The organism is Parabacteroides sp. PFB2-10 (assembly GCF_029893085.1).
Taxonomy (GTDB): domain Bacteria; phylum Bacteroidota; class Bacteroidia; order Bacteroidales; family Tannerellaceae; genus QVMG01.
The window spans coordinates 215,669-233,980 of record NZ_JARXWI010000002.1 but is presented as its reverse complement, the minus strand read 5'-3'; the positions used below and the strand labels follow the sequence as shown (position 1 = coordinate 233,980).

General features: G+C 42.2%; 20 protein-coding genes. 15 read left to right on the top strand and 5 right to left on the bottom strand.

All coding sequences use genetic code 11. From position 1 onward, the window contains the following. Positions 1-27 precede the first annotated feature (27 nt). The 14 genes from M2137_RS02840 to M2137_RS02775 all read left to right on the top strand — a co-directional run bounded on the left by M2137_RS02840 (position 28) and on the right by M2137_RS02775 (position 13,510). Positions 28-318: an HU family DNA-binding protein gene (locus M2137_RS02840; RefSeq protein ID WP_280764948.1), complete on the top strand. Its 291-nt coding sequence runs from the start codon at positions 28-30 to the stop codon at positions 316-318. Continuing rightward, positions 311-1,315: an HU family DNA-binding protein gene (locus M2137_RS02835; RefSeq protein WP_280764947.1), complete on the top strand. Its 1,005-nt coding sequence runs from the start codon at positions 311-313 to the stop codon at positions 1,313-1,315. The genes M2137_RS02840 and M2137_RS02835 overlap by 8 nt, the downstream gene beginning before the upstream one ends. 161 nt (positions 1,316-1,476) lie before the next feature. Further along, entirely contained in the window at positions 1,477-2,472 is a 996-nt protein-coding gene (locus M2137_RS02830) for an AAA family ATPase (RefSeq protein WP_280764946.1), read from the top strand. A gap of 91 nt (positions 2,473-2,563) precedes the next feature. Then, positions 2,564-3,433 (top strand): DUF58 domain-containing protein, encoded by an 870-nt coding sequence (locus tag M2137_RS02825; RefSeq protein WP_280764945.1) that lies wholly within the window; start codon positions 2,564-2,566, stop codon positions 3,431-3,433. Between the two features lie 7 nt (positions 3,434-3,440). Beyond that, positions 3,441-4,448 (top strand): hypothetical protein, encoded by a 1,008-nt coding sequence (locus M2137_RS02820; protein ID WP_280764944.1) that lies wholly within the window; start codon positions 3,441-3,443, stop codon positions 4,446-4,448. A gap of 2 nt (positions 4,449-4,450) precedes the next feature. Further along, positions 4,451-5,437, top strand: coding sequence for a VWA domain-containing protein (locus M2137_RS02815; protein ID WP_280764943.1), 987 nt, complete (start codon positions 4,451-4,453; stop codon positions 5,435-5,437). 12 nt (positions 5,438-5,449) lie between these two features. Next, entirely contained in the window at positions 5,450-6,466 is a 1,017-nt protein-coding gene (locus M2137_RS02810) for a VWA domain-containing protein (protein WP_280764942.1), read from the top strand. 8 nt (positions 6,467-6,474) lie between these two features. Continuing rightward, positions 6,475-7,206, top strand: a complete 732-nt coding sequence (locus M2137_RS02805) for a tetratricopeptide repeat protein (protein ID WP_280764941.1) — start codon at positions 6,475-6,477, stop codon at positions 7,204-7,206. Between the two features lie 27 nt (positions 7,207-7,233). Next, positions 7,234-9,066: a BatD family protein gene (locus tag M2137_RS02800; protein ID WP_280764940.1), complete on the top strand. Its 1,833-nt coding sequence runs from the start codon at positions 7,234-7,236 to the stop codon at positions 9,064-9,066. Beyond that, positions 9,066-9,839 carry a tetratricopeptide repeat protein gene (locus M2137_RS02795; protein WP_280764939.1) on the top strand — a complete coding sequence of 258 codons (774 nt, stop codon included), beginning with the start codon at positions 9,066-9,068 and terminating at the stop codon, positions 9,837-9,839. The genes M2137_RS02800 and M2137_RS02795 overlap by 1 nt, the downstream gene beginning before the upstream one ends. A 27-nt stretch (positions 9,840-9,866) precedes the next feature. Further along, positions 9,867-10,574 carry a phosphatase PAP2 family protein gene (locus M2137_RS02790; RefSeq protein ID WP_280764938.1) on the top strand — a complete coding sequence of 236 codons (708 nt, stop codon included), beginning with the start codon at positions 9,867-9,869 and terminating at the stop codon, positions 10,572-10,574. 115 nt (positions 10,575-10,689) lie between these two features. Beyond that, entirely contained in the window at positions 10,690-10,965 is a 276-nt protein-coding gene (locus tag M2137_RS02785; RefSeq protein WP_280764937.1) for a DNA-binding protein, read from the top strand. Between the two features lie 118 nt (positions 10,966-11,083). Next, positions 11,084-12,199 carry a universal stress protein gene (locus M2137_RS02780; RefSeq protein ID WP_280764936.1) on the top strand — a complete coding sequence of 372 codons (1,116 nt, stop codon included), beginning with the start codon at positions 11,084-11,086 and terminating at the stop codon, positions 12,197-12,199. Positions 12,200-12,829: 630 nt separating this feature from the next. Then, positions 12,830-13,510 carry a queuosine precursor transporter gene (locus M2137_RS02775; RefSeq protein ID WP_280764935.1) on the top strand — a complete coding sequence of 227 codons (681 nt, stop codon included), beginning with the start codon at positions 12,830-12,832 and terminating at the stop codon, positions 13,508-13,510. Here the strand turns inward: M2137_RS02775 and M2137_RS02770 are convergent. Beyond that, positions 13,505-14,128: an HAD family phosphatase gene (locus M2137_RS02770; RefSeq protein WP_280764934.1), complete on the bottom strand. Its 624-nt coding sequence runs from the start codon at positions 14,126-14,128 to the stop codon at positions 13,505-13,507. The two genes, M2137_RS02775 and M2137_RS02770, sit on opposite strands and share 6 nt — an antisense overlap. Before the next feature lie 91 nt (positions 14,129-14,219). Continuing rightward, a complete protein-coding gene (rplS, locus tag M2137_RS02765) occupies positions 14,220-14,567 on the bottom strand; it encodes a 50S ribosomal protein L19 (protein WP_280764933.1) in 348 nt (115 codons plus the stop codon). Between the two features lie 225 nt (positions 14,568-14,792). Between rplS and M2137_RS02760 the strand changes: the two genes are divergently transcribed. Beyond that, the gene (locus tag M2137_RS02760; RefSeq protein ID WP_280764932.1) at positions 14,793-15,302 is read left to right on the top strand and encodes a TlpA disulfide reductase family protein; all 510 of its coding nucleotides are present in this window, start codon (positions 14,793-14,795) and stop codon (positions 15,300-15,302) included. Between the two features lie 676 nt (positions 15,303-15,978). Here the strand turns inward: M2137_RS02760 and M2137_RS02755 are convergent. The 3 genes from M2137_RS02755 to M2137_RS02745 are packed head-to-tail and all read right to left on the bottom strand — an operon-like array spanning position 15,979 to position 18,160. Next, complete coding sequence (locus tag M2137_RS02755; protein WP_280764931.1) at positions 15,979-16,887, bottom strand: dihydroorotate dehydrogenase; 909 nt, start codon at positions 16,885-16,887, stop codon at positions 15,979-15,981. After that, the gene (locus M2137_RS02750; RefSeq protein ID WP_280764930.1) at positions 16,875-17,657 is read right to left on the bottom strand and encodes a dihydroorotate dehydrogenase electron transfer subunit; all 783 of its coding nucleotides are present in this window, start codon (positions 17,655-17,657) and stop codon (positions 16,875-16,877) included. Before M2137_RS02750 ends, M2137_RS02755 begins: the two co-directional genes overlap by 13 nt. A 59-nt stretch (positions 17,658-17,716) precedes the next feature. Further along, the gene (locus M2137_RS02745; RefSeq protein ID WP_280764929.1) at positions 17,717-18,160 is read right to left on the bottom strand and encodes a helix-turn-helix transcriptional regulator; all 444 of its coding nucleotides are present in this window, start codon (positions 18,158-18,160) and stop codon (positions 17,717-17,719) included. Positions 18,161-18,312: the final 152 nt, after the last annotated feature.

Here is an 18,312-nt window from a genome sequence, read left to right as displayed (position 1 = left end):
TATTTGCACATCACAAGAGAATAAGGCATGAAAAACAAAGAGCTTGTCATAGAATTATCCAAGCGCCTCGAATGGACACAACAGGAAGTGGCTGATATGATGTCGGCTTTGAGCGCTGTGGTGGGCGATTCGTTAGTTGGTGGTGATTCTATTTACTTCCAGGGATTTGGGCAATTTGAAGTAAAGAAGAAGGCCGAGCGCATCACCGTGAACCCGGCTACAGGCAAGCGTTATCTGGTGCCCCCCAAATTGGTTCCCGTTTTCAAATCGGGTAAGACCATGAAAAATAAACTAAAAGAATTGAAAGGCGATGAATAACCGGCTATCTATCTCAGATCTGGCCGGTTTGTTGGCAGAGAAAACCGGACGGAAGAAAAAAGAAACGGAAGAATTTCTGAAAGAATTTGTTTCGCTTGTCTCGCATGGCGTTTTTGAAGACAGGATAGTTAAAATCAAAGAGATCGGGACTTTCAAGATCATCGAAGTAGAAGACCGGGAAAGTATACATGTAAATACCGGAGAGCGGTTTGTCATTCCGGGACATTTTAAGTTGACCTTTACACCGGATAAAGAACTGAAAGAACTGGTTAATGCTCCTTTTTCCTTTTTCGAGAGCGTAGAAGTGGAGGATGAATCTGCATTGATTGAATCGGAAGAGAAAAAAGAGGAGGAAATCTCTCAGGAACCGGAAGTGGTGGAAGAAGTTGAAATAACAGTGTCGGAGGAACCGGAAGAGCCCGAACCGACCGTACCGGAACAAATAGAACCTGAACCAATAGTAGCGGAGCCCACTCAGGAAACTGACGTGACGGAGCCGGAGAAGCCCCGAAATAAACGTTTTAATTGGGTTTTATTCATCACGTTGATATTTTTGGTTCTTGCCGGAGCATTTGTTTATCATTTCTTGATAGACTCACCCTCTGTACAGGAAACGTTGCCGGTAGCGGCCGTTGCCCCTCAGCCGGAGGTCGTTCCGACAGAAATGCCGGAAGAGAATGAACCAACGGAAGAGATCGAAGATTCGGAAACAGTAATAGCGCCTGTAAAAGAAAAGCAGGAAGAAGAGGTAATTGCCCGTGTGGTTATAGAGCCAGGTCTAACATTGACTATGATAGCGCTGGAGCATTATGGACATAAGTTCTTCTGGGTCTATCTGTATGATTATAATAAAGATCATATTACCAATCCGAATAATATCCCGATAGGGACAGAGATAAAAGTACCACGGCCGGAGCTTTATGAAATAACACGAAGCCGGGAAGCCATTGAAAAGGCGGCGGCTATTCAGGCTGAAATTGTCGGAAGCACTAATTAAAACGTTTGTACGTTTTATAATTTAAATAAACTACGCACGTTAGTTATAATAATTTAACGGCAAAAGTTCCGTATGCGTCTTTAACATTTCTAATTTTGTGCAACTAAAGAGCGGACATAGTAAACACAAGGAAAAAATTATAACACAATAACTATTTATTTATGAGTCAAACAGTCGATATTCGAGAGTTGAATGAACGAATAGAAAAGAAGAGTTCGTTTGTGAATTTGATTACAGTAGGAATGGACCAGGTAATCGTTGGTCAGAAACATTTGGTAGAATCATTGTTGATAGGTTTGCTTTCGGATGGACATATCTTGCTGGAAGGGGTTCCCGGATTGGCAAAGACGTTGGCTATTAAAACACTGGCTTCGTTGATTGATGCGAAGTATAGCCGTATTCAGTTTACGCCCGACCTGCTTCCTGCCGACGTGATCGGAACCATGATCTATAGTCAGAAGAACGAAGAATTTATGGTAAAGCAGGGTCCTGTCTTTGCGAACTTTGTATTGGCGGATGAAATAAACCGTGCACCGGCGAAAGTGCAGAGTGCTTTGCTGGAAGCAATGCAGGAACGTCAGGTCACGATCAGCGAGCATACTTATGCGCTGCCTAAGCCTTTTCTCGTGATGGCAACGCAGAATCCAATTGAGCAGGAGGGTACTTACCCGCTTCCTGAAGCACAGGTTGACCGTTTCATGCTGAAAGTGGTGATCAACTATCCGAAGAAAGAGGAAGAAAAGCTGATCATTCGTCAGAATATATCCGGCAAGGCTCCGGAAATCAAACCGGTATTGTCGAAACAAGAGATATTGGAAGCACGCGAGGTGGTGCGCGAAGTCTATCTGGATGAGAAGATCGAACGTTATATTGTCGATATTGTGTTTGCAACCCGTTTCCCGCAAGAGTATGGCATGGCAAACCTGGCCAATATGATCTCATTCGGAGCTTCTCCGCGTGCGTCGATCAACCTGGCGCTGGCTGCCCGGGCATACGCCTTTATTAAACGCAGAGGATATGTGATTCCGGAAGATATACGTGCCGTATGTCATGATGTGATGCGCCATCGTATTGGGCTTAGCTACGAAGCGGAGGCCAATAACCTTACCTCAGAAGAGGTGATTAGCGAGATTTTGAATAAAGTAGAAGTACCTTAAGTAAATGGAAAATTGAAAGTTGAAAATGAGATTTGCATTGTTATGAAGTCTTTAGTTTTTAATTTTCAACTTTCAACTCTCAATTGATAGCATGGAGACAAGTGAACTATTAAAAAAAGTACGTCAGATAGAGATAAAGACCCGGGGACTTTCGCGGAATATCTTTGCCGGGCAATACCATTCTGCCTTTAAGGGTAGGGGGATGGCCTTTAGCGAGGTGCGTGAATACCAGTTTGGCGATGATGTGCGTGACATTGACTGGAATGTGACGGCACGTTATGCCCGTCCCTATATCAAGGTTTTTGAAGAAGAGCGGGAGTTGACGGTTATGTTATTGATCGATGTCTCCGGAAGCCGTGAGTTCGGCTCGGTTCATGTGATGAAGAAAGAGATTATCACTGAAATAGCGGCTACACTGGCCTTCTCTGCTATTCAGAATAATGATAAGATCGGGGTGATCTTCTTCTCAGATAAGATCGAAAAATTTATTCCTCCCCAGAAAGGGAAGAAACACATTCTGTATATTATTCGCGAACTGATCGATTTCCAACCAGAAGATACACAGACAGATATCAGTCTTGTGTTAAAGTATCTAACGAACGCGATTAAAAAGCGGTGTACCACTTTCCTGATCTCTGACTTTATCGATAAGGGGAACTTTAAGGATGCGTTGACTATTGCAAACCGTAAGCATGATGTGGTAGCTATCCAGGTGTACGACCGGCGGGAAGCAGAGCTTCCTTCGGTTGGTTTGATGAAGATCAGGGATGCGGAAACCGGTAAAGAACGTTGGATCGATACCTCTTCCTCTAAAGTGCGTGAAGGATATCAGGAATGGTGGAATCGCCGGCAAAACGTGATGAATGATTCCTTTAAAAAGAGCCGGGTAGACGCAGTCTCTGTCCGGACAGAAGATGACTACGTGAAAGCGTTGATCGCTCTTTTTAACAAACGTAATTAAGCAAACAATGAAATGTATTAGTAAAAGTATATTGTTTCTTTTATTTCTTGTTTCCGGGATAAATCTGTTTGCGCAACGGACACTGATCGATGTGTCGTTGCAACCTTCAGAGATCCTGATCGGGCAGCAGGCTGTTTTGAGTCTGACTGTCACTTCGGATCCTGATCGTCCGGTGCAGATTGTCCTTCCGGTTGATACGCTGATGCAGGGGATTGAAGTGCTTGCTTATTCTCCAGCCGATTCAGCGATTATAGAAAACAACCGACTGGTTATCAAACAGGATATTCTTATTACCTCCTTTGATTCTTTGCTTTATCTATTGCCGCCTATCCAGGTGATTGATGGTACTGATACGATCGCTTCCCAACAGGTAGCCCTAAAAGTGTCGACTGTGCCTGTAGATGTAGAGAATCCGGAGAATTTCCATGATATCAAGGATGTCTGGAAGCCTCCTTTTGTGTTAGCTGACTATCTGCCTGACAGGATGTTGGTGATGGGAATTTTGTTGGTGATCTTCCTGATATGTGTTGTTGGCTATATCATTCAGCGCAAACGAAACCAGCAACCGCTTATACCGGTGCGAACAGAACCTCAGTTACCTCCCCACGAACAAGCGGTGAAGGAATTGAATGAGCTTAAGAAATTGAAATTATGGCAACAGGGACGCCACAAAGAATACTATACGCAGCTTACGGACACGCTTCGTCGCTATATCGAAGAGCGTTTCGGAACCAATGCGATGGAAATGACTTCCAGTGAGATCCTGGATGTGATGCGTTATGAAACCGAATATAAAGCGGCTCAGGATAACCTGGCGCAGATACTTCGTTTGGCTGATCTGGTGAAATTTGCCAAGCTGCATCCGCTACCGGACGAGAATGATCTGAGCATGGTCAATGCTTACCTGTTTGTGAATCAGACAAAGATCGAAGAGGTTCCAAAACCGGAAGAAGAAGAAAAACCGGAAGAGGGAGAAGATGAAGTGGAAGGAACAAACAATTCTAAAGAAGATTAACAATGGTATTTGCAAATCCTACATATCTCTATTTATTATTGCTGCTTATTCCGTTGATCGGATGGTACATCTATAAATTGCGTAAAAGCCAGGCCAGTTTGCAGGTGTCTTCTTCGGAAGCTTTTGATTTGCCTAAAACGGCTTCTTGGAAAGTCTATCTAAGGCATTTGCCTTTTGTGTTCCGTATGGTGGCAATCGCTTTATTGATCATCGTGTTGGCACGTCCGCAATCGACCAACCGCTGGGAGAATAGCTCGACGGAAGGAATCGATATTATGCTGGCATTGGATGTATCGACCAGTATGCTGGCAGAAGACCTGAAACCGAACCGCCTGGAAGCAGCGAAAGATGTAGCGGCCTCCTTTATCAACGGCCGCCCGACAGATAATATCGGTTTGGTGGTGTTTGCGGCAGAGAGCTTTACACAATGTCCACTCACGACTGACCATACGGTGTTGTTGAATCTATTTAAAGATGTTCAGACCGGCCTGATCAATGACGGTACGGCTATCGGACTGGGACTGGCCAATGCTGTCAGCCGTATAAAAGACAGTGATGCTATTTCTAAAGTGATCATACTATTGACCGACGGGGTGAATAACCAGGGTGAAATTGCTCCGGTGACAGCGGCAGATATTGCCCGTACATTTGGCGTGAGGGTGTATACCATCGGGGTTGGAACACAAGGCATGGCGCCCCATCCTTTTCAAACGGCTTTTGGTGTGCAATATCACAATATAGAGGTGCAGATCGATGAACCTGCTTTAAAGCAGATTGCCGCGACAACAGGTGGACAGTATTTCCGCGCTACGGATAATTCCAGTTTGAAACAGATCTATGCGGAAATCGACCAGTTGGAGAAAACGAAGATCAGCGTACAGCAATTCAGCAAAAAACAGGAAGAGTATAAGTTTTGGGCTTTATTAGTTTTTGCTCTGTTACTGATCGAAATATTGTTGAGAAATACATTGTTGAGAAATATTCCATAAAAGAAAAGGCTTATGTTTCGTTTTGCTAATCCGGATTATCTTTATTTACTATTTATACTTCCCGTACTGATAGGGTTTTATATCTATTCGATGACGTCGAAGAGGAAAGCTATTAAGCGATACGGGAACCCGGCCTTGTTGTCGGAGTTGATGCCAGAGGTGTCGCCTAAAAGACAACATCTGAAATTCTGGTTATCGTTTAGTGCGATAGCTATTATGATTTTTGTGATAGCTGGTCCACAGTTTGGCTCCAAGTTGGAAACGGTTAAACGGCAGGGTGTTGAGATTATGGTGTGTCTGGACGTTTCCAATTCTATGTTGGCAGAAGATGTAGCTCCCAATCGCCTGGAGAAAGCCAAGCAGATGCTTTCACGGTTGACAGATGGTTTTACAAATGATAAAGTGGGACTAATTGTTTTTGCCGGAGATGCCTTTACGCAGTTGCCCATTACGTCCGACTATGCTTCCGCAAAGATGTTTCTCTCGTCGATTAATCCCTCCATGGTATCGAGTCAGGGGACGGCTATAGGAGCTGCTATCAATCTGGCTTTGCGGTCATTTACACCGAATGAGGCATCCGATAAGACTATTCTGTTGATTACGGATGGAGAAAATCACGAAGATGATGCCATCGGAGCGGCTAAAAAGGCGGCCGAAAGAGGGATTCATATCAATATTGTCGGCATTGGTTCTACTCAGGGTGTTCCCATTCCGGTAGGAGGGAATAATTTCCTGAAAGACAAAGAGGGAACGGTAGTCGTTACGAAATTGAATGAGCAAATGTGCCAGGAAATTGCGGCGGCAGGAAGTGGAATGTATGTCAGGGCGGATAATACGAATTCGGCTCTGAAAGCGGTTCAGAATGAGATTGAAAAGATGAATAAAGCAGAACTTGACAGTAAGGTCTATTCGGAGTATAACGAACAGTTCCAATTACTGGCATGGATTGTATTGTTTCTTTTAATTGTTGAATTACTGACGTTAGACCGGAAGAACCGGGTGTTCAGAAAAGTCAGACTATTTTCATAAGTAGAAGGATGAAACAGATGAAAAAGATAGGATGGTTGATAGTAGCCCTGTTTCTCTGTCATGGGGTATTGTTTGCTCAGAAAGAAGAGCGGAAGAACGTACGGGCGGGAAATAAGCTTTTTGCAAAAGAACAACTGAATGAAGCGGAAATAGCCTACCGGAAGAGTATGGATGTGAATCCCCGTTCGCTGGAGGGAAACTATAACCTGGGGAATGTTCTTTACAAACAAGAAAAATACGAAGAGGCAGCCCAACAATATGAAATGCTTGCCGGACAGGCGCAACAGATGATTGGTGTCAAAGGAGGGCAGGAGCGTGCAGCAGAGGTATTCCATAATATGGGAAATATTGCTATGAAAGAAAAAGATTATGTCAAAAGCATTGAGTTCTATAAACAATCGCTGCGCCTGAATCCTAACGATGAAGAGACACGTTATAACCTGGCTTTAGCACAAAAACTACTTGAAGATCAACAGAACGAGGATCAGAGTCAGGATAATCAGGAAGAACAAGAAGAGAATCAGGATCAAAACCAGGATCAGCAGCAGCAACAGCAAAATCCGGATGATCAAAAAGAGGATAAGACCCAGGAAGAACAGCAGTCCAATGAGCAAATGAGCCAGGATAACGCACAGCAAATTCTGGATGCCTTCCTGCAAGATGAAAAAGATACGCAGGAGAAGGTGAAAAAAGCACAGCAGCAACAACAGCAGCGTCGCAGAACAGAAAAAGAATGGTAACTTTGTAGCAAAATGAGATACAAGCATATGAAATATATACGAAGGAATTTGATTTTCTTATTTATACTATTTGTCGTGTCCGGTGTGTCCTTGTTTGCGCAGGTAGAATTTAAAGCCCTCGCACCGGAGGCCGTAGTAGCAGGATCACAATTTAAGGTTGTCTATACGATCAATTCGGAGGCAAAAGACCTGCGGGTGCAGCATCCGGCTGACTTTGATGTACTGATGGGACCTTCGCAGATGACTTCCCAAAGCACCTCATTTGTCAATGGAAAACGATCTGATGAATTGACTATCAGTTATACCTATATCCTAATGGCAAAAGCGGAGGGGACTTTTAAGATCCCTGCTGCAACCATTAAAGTAGCCAATTCGACGTATACATCCAATGAACTATCTATTAAAGTATTACCACCGGATAAAACAAGTGATGCCGGACAGCAGAGCGGGCAACAAAATGGAGCTTCCGCTTCTTCGACAGGCGTATCTGATAATGATATCTTTATGCGGATGATTGTTTCGCGGAATAATGTGTACGAACAGGAAGGTTTTTTGGTCACCTTTAAGCTCTATTTCACACGTTGGCCTTCTGTTACCAATTATAAATTCCCGGAATTTGAAGGCTTTCATAAACAGGATATTGAGTTGCCAGAGCAAAAGAATGCTGTTCTAGAACAATATAATGGCAGGAATTATCAAGCAGTTACACTTTATCAGGTAATACTTTTCCCACAACGAACCGGAAAGATAACGATAGAGAAAGGTAGTTTTGATGCCGCTATTCGTGTCCCCATCCAGCAAAGAAGCCAAAGTATTTTTGATGACTTCTTTGGGCCGCAAACCAGAACGGTTAATAAGACATTGACAACCTCTCCGGTTACGATTGATGTCAAACCTTTGCCCAGTGGGAAACCGGCCGATTTTTCGGGTGCCGTAGGTAACTTCACTATGAATACCAATATCAATGCCACTGAACTGAAAGCAAACGAAGCCGTCACCATAACGACTAAGATCAGCGGAACGGGAAATATTCGTCTGATGAAGAATCCGGAAGTGAAATTTCCCAATGATTTTGATATCTATGATCCGAAAATATCTGTCGATACACGGGTGTCGACGGGTGGCGTCTCCGGCTCAAAGACGATTGAATACATGGCTATCCCTCGCTTTGGTGGGGAGTTTGAAATACCGGCGATTCGTTTCTCTTATTTTGATCCTAAATCGGCTACCTACAAAACGCTTACATCCGAATCCTATACATTGAAGGTAGAACGGGGCGAAGAGGGCGAAAATAGCCCTGCCGTAACAAATTATAATAACCGGGAAAGCGTTCGTTTCTTGGGACAGGATATTCGTTATCTGAAAGTGAAAGGTATCCACTTTGAGTCGCAGGAAAGCCTGTTCTATGGCTCATTATTGTTTTACCTTTCTTATATTGTTCCTGCATTGCTTTTCATTGTCTTCTTCTTTATATACCGGAAGCAGATGAAAGAAAATGCCAATATCGCATTGAAACGTACCAAAAGAGCCAATAGAATGGCTGTAAAACGTTTGAAAAATGCAGGTAAGCTTTTGAAAGAGAATAAGAAAGAAGCATTCTATGAAGAGGTACTTCGTGCTTTATGGGGCTATTTAAGCGATAAATTGAATATCCCTCAATCGGATCTTACCAAAGATAATGTGGCCAATGAATTGTCGAAATATGGAGTAGGGGATGAGCTTATCAGCGAGTTTATGGCTATCCTTAACGATTGTGAGTTTGCGCGTTATGCTCCTTCTCAGGCGCCGGATGCTATGGATAGGATCTATGGACAGACGGTGGATGCAATTGGTAAAATGGAAAATACAATTAAAAAGTAATGAAAATGGCTCGATATATATTCATGCGGAAAACCATTCTTTTTGTGCTTATGCCATGTCTGGTGTTTTCCCTGTTTGCACAGGAGAGTGCCATTAAAGAGGCTGAAGCGGCCTATACACAGGAAGACTATATTTTAGCAATTGAGAAATATGAATCCATCTTAGCGGAACAGGGACAATCATCCCAAATCCTTTATAATCTGGGAAATGCCTATTATAAGGCAGGGCTTGTAGCGCCGGCTATTCTCAATTACGAGAGAGCCTTATTACTTGATCCGGGCGACAGCGATATCCGTTTCAACCTGCAAATGGCTAAACTCCGTGCCGTCGATCAGATAGAACCGGTCGGGGAGTTTTTCCTGAAGAAATGGTTTCTCAGTATACAGGATATGGGCTCGTCGGATTCATGGGCCAAACTGGGTGTGGTCTGCTTTCTGGTTTTCATTGTGTGCTTGTTATTTTTCTTCTTCTCCCGTTGGATACGCATGAAGAAGGCTGGCTTTTACCTGGGATGTGTTTTCCTCGTATTAGTTATTGTTTGCAATATTTTTGCGCGAAATCAAAAGAATGAATTGATCAACCGCACCCATGCGATTGTGTTTACCCCGACGGTAACGGCTAAAAGTTCCCCTTCGGCAAGCGGAACGGATCTTTTTATATTGCATGAAGGAACGAAAGTATCTGTTAAAAGTGAGATAGGCGAGTGGAACGAAATTGAGTTGGAGAGTGGAAGTGTAGGATGGATACAGAAAAAGGATATAGAAATCATTTAATGTTCATAAAAAACCACCTAACATCTAATGCTCGAAAAAATTTTAGACTACGAACGCGAACTATTCTTAGCTCTTAACGGTAGTAATTCCACCTTTTGGGATCACTTTATGTGGTTGTATTCGGGGAAAATAGTTTGGCTGCCATTGGCTGTTGTCATTATTTTCCTCCTGGTGTATAAGAAAGACTGGCGTGAATCGATTCTGATTCTTATCGCCATTGCCTTGGTGGTCACCCTTTGTGACCAGTTTGCTTCCCATTTTATTAAGCCGACCTTTATGCGTCTGCGTCCGACTCATCATCCAGCCTTTATGGATGAGGTAGATACGGTGTTCGGATACCGGGGTGGGCGATATGGCTTCATATCGAGCCATGCGGCCAATGCCTTTGGTTTCGCAATGTTTATGACATTATTGTTTCGCTACCGTCCGCTATTCTCGACTACTATTTTTATCTGGGCGTTTATCACCGCCTATACACGTATTTACCTGGGTGTTCATTTTATTTCGGATATTATTCCCGGTGCGCTTGTCGGGATCGGATTTGGCTTTTTGGTCTATGTGATTTATTCACGTGTACGAGTGAAAATCATAGGAAGGGGTGGGAGAGAGGTACCCCCGGCCTCCTCTTTATATTCTGTCAGGCGTGAACGAATGATCGTGATCGCCATTCTCGTTACCGTAGGGATCATCATGCTCTTAAATGTCCAGTTGGTTAATTTATTAAGAGATGTATAAAATGCCGTAAAGCATGTTAATTAAGGGATAAGGAATTTGTTCCACTGGTGGATAATCCTTAAGTTCGTACATTATTGATCTGTACAAGTAATCATTTAATTAGAAAAATAGCACCATGACAAAGACAATCACATTTAACGAGTTAAGACGTTTGAAAGACAGCCTGCCTGACGGAAGTATTCATCGCATGGCCGATGAATTAGGTATCTCTGTAGAGACCGTGCGCAACTATTTCGGAGGGCAGAATTTCAAGGATGGTAAAAGCTGTGGTATTCATATAGAACCAGGACCAGGTGGAGGCATTGTGGTTTTAGATGATACAACCATATATGAACGTGCTCAGCAGATTTTAGCGGAAAGTCGTCCGCAGCCTGTTGTTTCTGAAGAGTAATTTTTAATAAAATAATCAAATCATAGAAGTCCCAATGCAAACTAAATGAATGCTTTGGGACTTTCATGTAAGAACTATATGTATATCCTATTTGTTTTATAAAAAAACGTAAAGCCTTATGGAAGAAAAATTGGTTACAGTTGCTATTCATACCTATGAAAAAGCACAAATTTTAAAGACATTATTGGAAACGGAAGGCATCGATGTGTATATTCACAATGTAAATCAGATTCAACCGGTTGTTTCAGCAGGAGTGAGGGTACGCATTAAAGAGAGTGATCTGCCTCATGCTCTGCGGATTATAGAAGATAGCCACTGGCTGGATGAACCGAAAGAAGCCGAAGTGAAAGTAGAAGATAAGCGGAAAAAGATCCTGGTACCGGTCGACTTCTCCGATTATTCGATTAAAGCCTGTGAGATAGGTCTCAATTATGCCTATACGATTCAGGCGGAAGTCATGATTATGCATGCCTATTTCAGTCCCTATTTCCCTTCGGCCATACCGATGGGCGATACCCTGGCCTATCAGGTTAATGAAGAAGAATCTGTGCATCATATTATGCAACGGGTGCAGAAGGATATGGACAATCTTTGCACGCTGATAAACAGGAAGATAGAGGCTGGAGAGCTGCCAAGGGTGAAGTATAACTACATTCTGCGGGAAGGCTTGCCGGAAGAGGAGATTGTAGCCTATAGCAAAGAATATCATCCGACATTGATTGTCATGGGTACACGTGGGAAAAACCAGAAAGAGGTGGATCTGATCGGTAGCGTAACGGGTGAGGTGTTTGAGGCGGTTAAGGTTCCTATTCTGGCTGTGCCTGAGAATGTTAGGTTCCGAAACCTGGATCTTGTGCATAATATTGCGTTTGCGACCTCTTTCAATCAACGCGACCTGGTCATATTTGATAAATTCATGGATCTTATGAAGGAATTTAACTTCCGCATCCATCTGTTTAACATATCGACAAGCAAGGATGAATGGAATGAGATCCGGCTGACTGGGGTGGAGGAATACTTTAAAAAACAATACCCGGATGCGAATATTGTGCATAATGTACTGGCAGATGGCGACCTGTTATTGGCTGTCGAAAAATTTGTCAGGGAAAATGAAATTGAGATGATTGCGCTGAGTACGCAACGTCGCAATATCCTGGCACGTATGTTCAATCCGAGCATTGCCCGGAAGATGTTGTTCCATACGGATACGCCTTTATTGGTGATGCACGTATGAACAAGTAAAAAAATATTTTTACAAATGAACATTTCCAATACTACTTTGTTCTATATGAAAGAATTTGTTAGTAGTATTTGTTTTTTCATATAAGTAGAGTTTGTTATTTGTTTGTCCGTATATGGCTGTGAAGTTGTATACGGATTTTTTTTTTGTGCGTAGGGGAAGACGAATATCTATTTCGAAAACGCAATTAAACATAATCGTAATTATACAAAACTACGATTTTGAACTCATAGAGCCACTTAAAGCCCGAAACCTATTTTGACAAAATGATAGCAAAATTGCCATTTTGCTTTACAATATGATACGTTAAAAAATGTTTCTCCCGGGAGTTTGTCTCCAAAATCCCGGGGTTTCGGAAAAAAACTCCCGTGATTTTGACAATTTGTCAAATCGTCTTGAACCAGGATTTCGCTGATTTGGGGATTTTCCGGATGTGATTTCTTAAGATTAATCAGATTTACAAGGATTGCCTCTAAGCTATAGAAGCAATCCTGTAAATCATTAAAATCAGCCTAATCACATCTGGAAAATCATCCAATCAGCGAAATCCTGGTTCAAGAAAAAGAAAATAATCACTACCTTTGTAGCCGAGTGCTTGATAAACCTCGTTAAAAACAAGAAAACATGCAAAAAAAAGTTTCTGTACCCTTCATGCTGTTGGGTATTCTCTTCAACATCTGCCTTGTGGCAGCCAACTTGCTTGAAACCAAAGTCGTGCAAGTGTTTGGTATCACCGCTACCGCCGGTTTAATCGTTTTTCCCATCTCGTACATCATCAATGACTGTATTGCTGAAGTCTGGGGGTATAAAAAGACCCGATTGATTATCTGGAGCGGATTTGCCTCCAATTTTTTAGTGATTATTTTCGCGCAGATAGCTATTCATCTGCCGGCTGCGCCTTATTGGGAAGGCGAAGAAAGTTTTAATTTCGTATTCGGCATGGCACCGCGTATCGCTGTGGCCAGTTTGGTGGCTTTTCTGGTTGGCTCGTTTCTTAATGCCTTTATTATGAGCAAGATGAAGGTGGCTGCGAAGGGAAAACACTTTTCGCTTCGGGCGGTTGTTTCTACCTTGGTTGGCGAAAGTGCGGATTCGTTGATTTTCTTCCCGATAGCTTTTATCGGATTAATTCCCCTACCCGAGCTGTTTGTGTTGATTGGGACGCAGGCACTGCTTAAATCCCTTTACGAGATCATCATTCTCCCTCTTACCATTCTGGTGGTGAAGTATATTAAAAAGGTGGATGGTAGCGATGTGTACGATACGGATACTTCTTATAATATCCTGAAAATAAAGGATTTATAACGAAGCGTTACCATTGGATAGGAAATGCCATTCTTCCCGTGGCTGGGCATTGTAGGTGTGAATTCCCAAGGCTTCAGCGGCTTTGCAATTCACCAGGGCATCATCGATAAAAAGGGTTTCTCTGGGGTTTAGACCGGCATCCTGCAGAACATATTCATAGATTTCGGCATTGGGTTTCAACATATGAAGTTCAAATGAAAGGTATGTTTTGTGAAAGAAATCCCGGATGGTGTGCCCCTTGTAGGAAAAGATCTCTTTTTCAGCCCATTCCCAATGGATCGTGTTGGTATTGCTTAAGAGGTAAACGTTGTATTGTTGATGGAGTTGTAGTAATATATCGAGTTTGACAGGGGAAACATCATCCAACATATTGATCCAGGCCTTATCGATTTGAGCATCTGTCATGGGAAGATTCGATCGGAGGCGTATGCCGTTGCGGAATTCGGAAGTGGAAATGGCGCCCAGCTCCAATTGCATAAACAACTCTTTGTGATTGTAGCCTTCCAGCTGCTCATGTACATCAACGCCTAATTGCGCAAACTCTTCAATGCAACGATTGCGCGTCAGATTGATGATTACACCTCCAAAATCAAAAATCAGGTTTTTTATCCCTTCCATACATTCTCCCTTCTCCATTATGAAGCAAATATAAAGAAAAAAGGTGAATTCTTTTTGAATCCACCTTTTTCTACTATTTGTGAAATAGTTGTTAGAATCTTCTTTCTTTGATTCTGGCCTTCTTACCGGTAAGCGCACGTAAATAATACAATTTAGCGCGACGAACTTTACCATGTTTGTTAACCGTAATACTTTCGATAAATGGAGAATTCATAGGGAAGATACGTTCAACACCTACGTTTTCAGACATTTTACGCACAGTAAAACGTTTTTTGTCACCATGGCCAGAGATACGGATTACTACACCACGATACTGCTGGATACGCTCTTTGTTACCTTCTTTGATACGATAAGCAACAGTGATTGTGTCTCCGCTTCTGAAGGCAGGATGCTCTTTCTCAATAGCAAATGCCTCTTCTGCAATTTTAATTAAATCCATTGTTTATAGCTTTTTAATTGTAATTAATAGTGAAACGCAATATAACGGGCCACTTTGATCCCGACAGAGATTACGTAAAGCGGTTGCAAAGGAACGAAAGTTTTGTGAATTAACCAAGAAAGTGCTTGGTTATTTTCGTGTTAGACTCACAAAGATACAGGAATTAGCTGATGAATTAGAAAACCTTTCTTATATTTGTATACAATAACTAAAAAACAACCTTTTATGAAATACATCACGTATACCGTAACCCTGTTGATATCTCTATTTCTTTTATCTTCTTGCATAAAAGAAAATGATGAACCGAATGATGGAATAGAGGTCGTTGTCGGTGATAAAGTCCCCTATTTTTCAGTAGAAGATGGCAAGGGAAATACCTTTAAATCCGATGATTTTAAAGGGAAACGTTCCATACTTGTTTTGTTTAACACCACATGTCCGGATTGTAAAGCGGCCAAACCGATCATAGAGGCGGCCTGGCAGGAGTTGAAAAAAGAAAAAGGTTATCAGGTTGTGGCGATAGCAAGAGGAGAAACCGGTGATGATTATTGGACAGATCCGGATATTCAAGTGTTCCCGGATCCCCAAAAAATTATCTACAACAAATTTGCGAATAGTTATATCCCTCGTATTTATTTGATTGATAACGATGGAATTGTGCAATGGATTGCGGTAGAAAAGCTGGGATCAACCACCGCCGCCGACCTGGTTAGCCTGGTGAGGTTTCTTCCTTAATAGTTGATATTAGTATTCTTCTTTTTTATTATAGCGGAATCAATTTTTCGAATTGTGATTCCGAATGATTGTGATTGGGAAGAGCCTTTTGAATAACGGATCCATATAAAGCAATAAGTGAGGGGTATCCATCTCGGACCCCCCTCACTAGCACAAGTAAAACAAAGTGTGTGCATGTGCGCCATAGTTCCAATTCACTACAAAGTCATAATTCAAAAGTTAGTTAAGGTTTTGGTGAAATCATATTTGCCTAAAAAACCATATATAAAAGATCTAAAGTCAAATTCCCCAAAAGGTTCATTGTTCTTTTCTCTTTTGTTATGTATCAAAAATAGGCATAGCCCTTGAAAATTTTGTACTCCTGGATGACTATTTTAGAAACTATTTCAGTAAAAGCCATAAAAATAATTATGATTCGACACGAAAAATGAAACAAACAAGAGGCATAGTACTGTTTTTTCACTTTTAATAAAAATAGAAGCCGGTTAAATGCGAAAAAAAATGGCTTAAAATCAAGGAATCCCATGTTTTTTATAGCATGTCGATTTTCTTAAAATGACACGAATGTATAAAGAAAATCCACCATTAGGCTATTTACCCATAGCCTAATGGTGGATTTCTTGTAAGTTGTTTTATATCAGATTTGCTTGAGTAATCAGCGTGTTTGTTTGAGCAATCAGCGTAAGGCACCTGTTAACTCCCGTGCAGACTGTAATCCATGGCGATCGCAATAGGCATTGATTCCTTCGATTACCTTAATAGATACAGTCGGGTCGATAAAATTGTAGGTGCCAATTTGAATGGCAGTTGCACCGGCAAGCATAAATTCGATGGCGTCTTTTGCATTGGAAATGCCTCCCAGACCTATAATTGGTATTTTGACAGCCTTATAAGTTTGCCATACCATGCGCAAGGCAATTGGTTTTACACAGGGACCGGATAATCCGCCGGTGACGGTGGAAAGGATGGGTGTTCGCTTCTCCGCATCGATAGCCATGCCCAGTAAAGTGTTGATTAGTGAAACTGAGTCGGCTCCTTCAGCCTCCACGGCACGGGCAATTTCCGTTATATCCGTTACATTGGGCGATAGTTTGACAATCAATGTTTTAGGATATACCTTGCGAACAGCCTTCACTACTTCGGCAGCTCCCGCGCAGGTCACCCCGAAGGCCATACCGCCTTGTTTTACATTTGGGCAGGAGATGTTCAGTTCGATGGCCGGAATCTGTTCCAACGTAGCCATTTTCTCCGCACATTCCACATATGAATCAACGGAAGAACCGCTTACATTGACGATCATCCGGGTGTCGAGATCCTTGATGATCGGGTATATCTGTTCGATGAAGTAATCCGCCCCCTTGTTTTGTAAGCCTACGGCATTCAGCATTCCTGCCGGAGTTTCTGCCATACGCGGATAATTATTTCCTTCGCGTGGTTCGGCCGTCGTGCCTTTTACGATGATTCCGCCTAAGCGTTCAATATCCATAAAGTCGGCATACTCTGTTCCGTATCCGAATGTGCCGGAAGCGGTCATCACCGGATTTTTCAGGGAAAGGCCACCTATTTGTATATTTAAATTTGCCATGATAATTGATTCGTATTAAAAACAGGACCTTCTGTACACACACATACGTGGTGATTCTCTTTCGTTTTCTCAACACAACAGAGGCAAGCGCCAATACCGCAAGCCATCGTATTCTCCAAAGAAACTTCACACGTGATAGATTGAGCAGATGCATAACGGGCTACTGCCATCATCATGGGTTTCGGGCCACAGGTATAAATTCTATCGAAATGGTTGCTTTTCAATAGGGAATGATCGGTCACATATCCTTTCTCTCCCATTGAGCCATCTTCGGTGGTCACTGCTACTTCACCAATCGCATTAAATTGATCCAGCTGTAACAGATCGGCAGCCGAGCGTGCTCCCAACAGGAATGTCACTTCAAAGCCGGCTTTTTTCAGACTTTCTCCTAAGAAAAGCATAGGGGCTGTGCCCACACCACCGCCAACCAATAGCAACTTTTCAGATGTATTGCCTGAAGGAATGGTGAAAGTATTACCTAATGGCAATAGAAGATTTACAATATCTCCGGGTTTGTATGCCGCCATAGCTCGTGTTCCGTCACCAACCAATTGAACAAGTAACCATAGTTGGTTATTTTCACGATCGACATAGTTAATGGAGATGGGACGACGTAAAAAAGTAGTAGGTGAGTTATCGACCCTGACCTGAACAAATTGTCCCGGGAGCATTTCGGGTAAGGATTCGTCGGTAGTCAGTTTCAGTAGGCAATAATTTGAATGAAGGTGTTGATTTTCGACCACCTTCAAATCCAACATGTATTTCTTCATATCCACATTATTTGTGGTACAAAGATAGGCATTCTATTCTAAATTATTTGCCCGTGAGGCTATTTGTCCTCCTGATCCTCGGGAATGAAGGTGTCGTAGGTATTGTCTGAATAGAAAAGCATTATTCGGCTCACATTTCTGGTAGGCTTTTCAATGACCTTAACCTCCTGCATTTGTGGAGATTCAGGTATTATTTCAGGCTGTTTTGATTCGATTTCCTTGCGATATTCCGGAACTTCCGGCTCTTCGTCGGGAAATAGTGAAGTGGTAGTAAACAAATTTCCCATTGTTTTTTCTTCAAACATCCTGCCTTTCCCAAATAACAACCAATCGGTATTGATCTCCGGAAAGCGCTGAAGAATTTTGGTAATCACATCAAGACTCGGATTGTTTCGCCCATTTATGATATGCGACATGGCCGCCCGCTGAATACCGATCTCTTCTGCAAAACGTGAATAGCTTAGCTTTTCTTGCTCCATGATCTGAATAATACGCTCCCTCATGTTCTTACTTGTTTACTGATATAACTTATTCTGTCATTTTGTCTGTACACGAATGTATATTTGTTGTACAGGTGGGTTGTTGCAAATGTATAAAATAATAACATAACAAATGTATACTATGCAGAAAATGTTTACATTAATATTTGTAAACA

Excerpts from the sequence above, each read along its gene's own strand:
- M2137_RS02840 (WP_280764948.1), top strand. The coding sequence starts at position 28 with ATGAAAAACAAAGAGCTTGTCATAGAATTATCCAAGCGCCTCGAATGG.
- M2137_RS02835 (WP_280764947.1), top strand. The coding sequence starts at position 311 with ATGAATAACCGGCTATCTATCTCAGATCTGGCCGGTTTGTTGGCAGAG.
- M2137_RS02830 (WP_280764946.1), top strand. The coding sequence starts at position 1,477 with ATGAGTCAAACAGTCGATATTCGAGAGTTGAATGAACGAATAGAAAAG.
- M2137_RS02825 (WP_280764945.1), top strand. The coding sequence starts at position 2,564 with ATGGAGACAAGTGAACTATTAAAAAAAGTACGTCAGATAGAGATAAAG.
- M2137_RS02820 (WP_280764944.1), top strand. The coding sequence starts at position 3,441 with ATGAAATGTATTAGTAAAAGTATATTGTTTCTTTTATTTCTTGTTTCC.
- M2137_RS02815 (WP_280764943.1), top strand. The coding sequence starts at position 4,451 with ATGGTATTTGCAAATCCTACATATCTCTATTTATTATTGCTGCTTATT.
- M2137_RS02810 (WP_280764942.1), top strand. The coding sequence starts at position 5,450 with ATGTTTCGTTTTGCTAATCCGGATTATCTTTATTTACTATTTATACTT.
- M2137_RS02805 (WP_280764941.1), top strand. The coding sequence starts at position 6,475 with ATGAAACAGATGAAAAAGATAGGATGGTTGATAGTAGCCCTGTTTCTC.
- M2137_RS02800 (WP_280764940.1), top strand. The coding sequence starts at position 7,234 with ATGAAATATATACGAAGGAATTTGATTTTCTTATTTATACTATTTGTC.
- M2137_RS02795 (WP_280764939.1), top strand. The coding sequence starts at position 9,066 with ATGAAAATGGCTCGATATATATTCATGCGGAAAACCATTCTTTTTGTG.
- M2137_RS02790 (WP_280764938.1), top strand. The coding sequence starts at position 9,867 with ATGCTCGAAAAAATTTTAGACTACGAACGCGAACTATTCTTAGCTCTT.
- M2137_RS02785 (WP_280764937.1), top strand. The coding sequence starts at position 10,690 with ATGACAAAGACAATCACATTTAACGAGTTAAGACGTTTGAAAGACAGC.
- M2137_RS02780 (WP_280764936.1), top strand. The coding sequence starts at position 11,084 with ATGGAAGAAAAATTGGTTACAGTTGCTATTCATACCTATGAAAAAGCA.
- M2137_RS02775 (WP_280764935.1), top strand. The coding sequence starts at position 12,830 with ATGCAAAAAAAAGTTTCTGTACCCTTCATGCTGTTGGGTATTCTCTTC.
- M2137_RS02770 (WP_280764934.1), bottom strand. The coding sequence starts at position 14,128 with ATGGAAGGGATAAAAAACCTGATTTTTGATTTTGGAGGTGTAATCATC.
- rplS (WP_280764933.1), bottom strand. The coding sequence starts at position 14,567 with ATGGATTTAATTAAAATTGCAGAAGAGGCATTTGCTATTGAGAAAGAG.
- M2137_RS02760 (WP_280764932.1), top strand. The coding sequence starts at position 14,793 with ATGAAATACATCACGTATACCGTAACCCTGTTGATATCTCTATTTCTT.
- M2137_RS02755 (WP_280764931.1), bottom strand. The coding sequence starts at position 16,887 with ATGGCAAATTTAAATATACAAATAGGTGGCCTTTCCCTGAAAAATCCG.
- M2137_RS02750 (WP_280764930.1), bottom strand. The coding sequence starts at position 17,657 with ATGAAGAAATACATGTTGGATTTGAAGGTGGTCGAAAATCAACACCTT.
- M2137_RS02745 (WP_280764929.1), bottom strand. The coding sequence starts at position 18,160 with ATGAGGGAGCGTATTATTCAGATCATGGAGCAAGAAAAGCTAAGCTAT.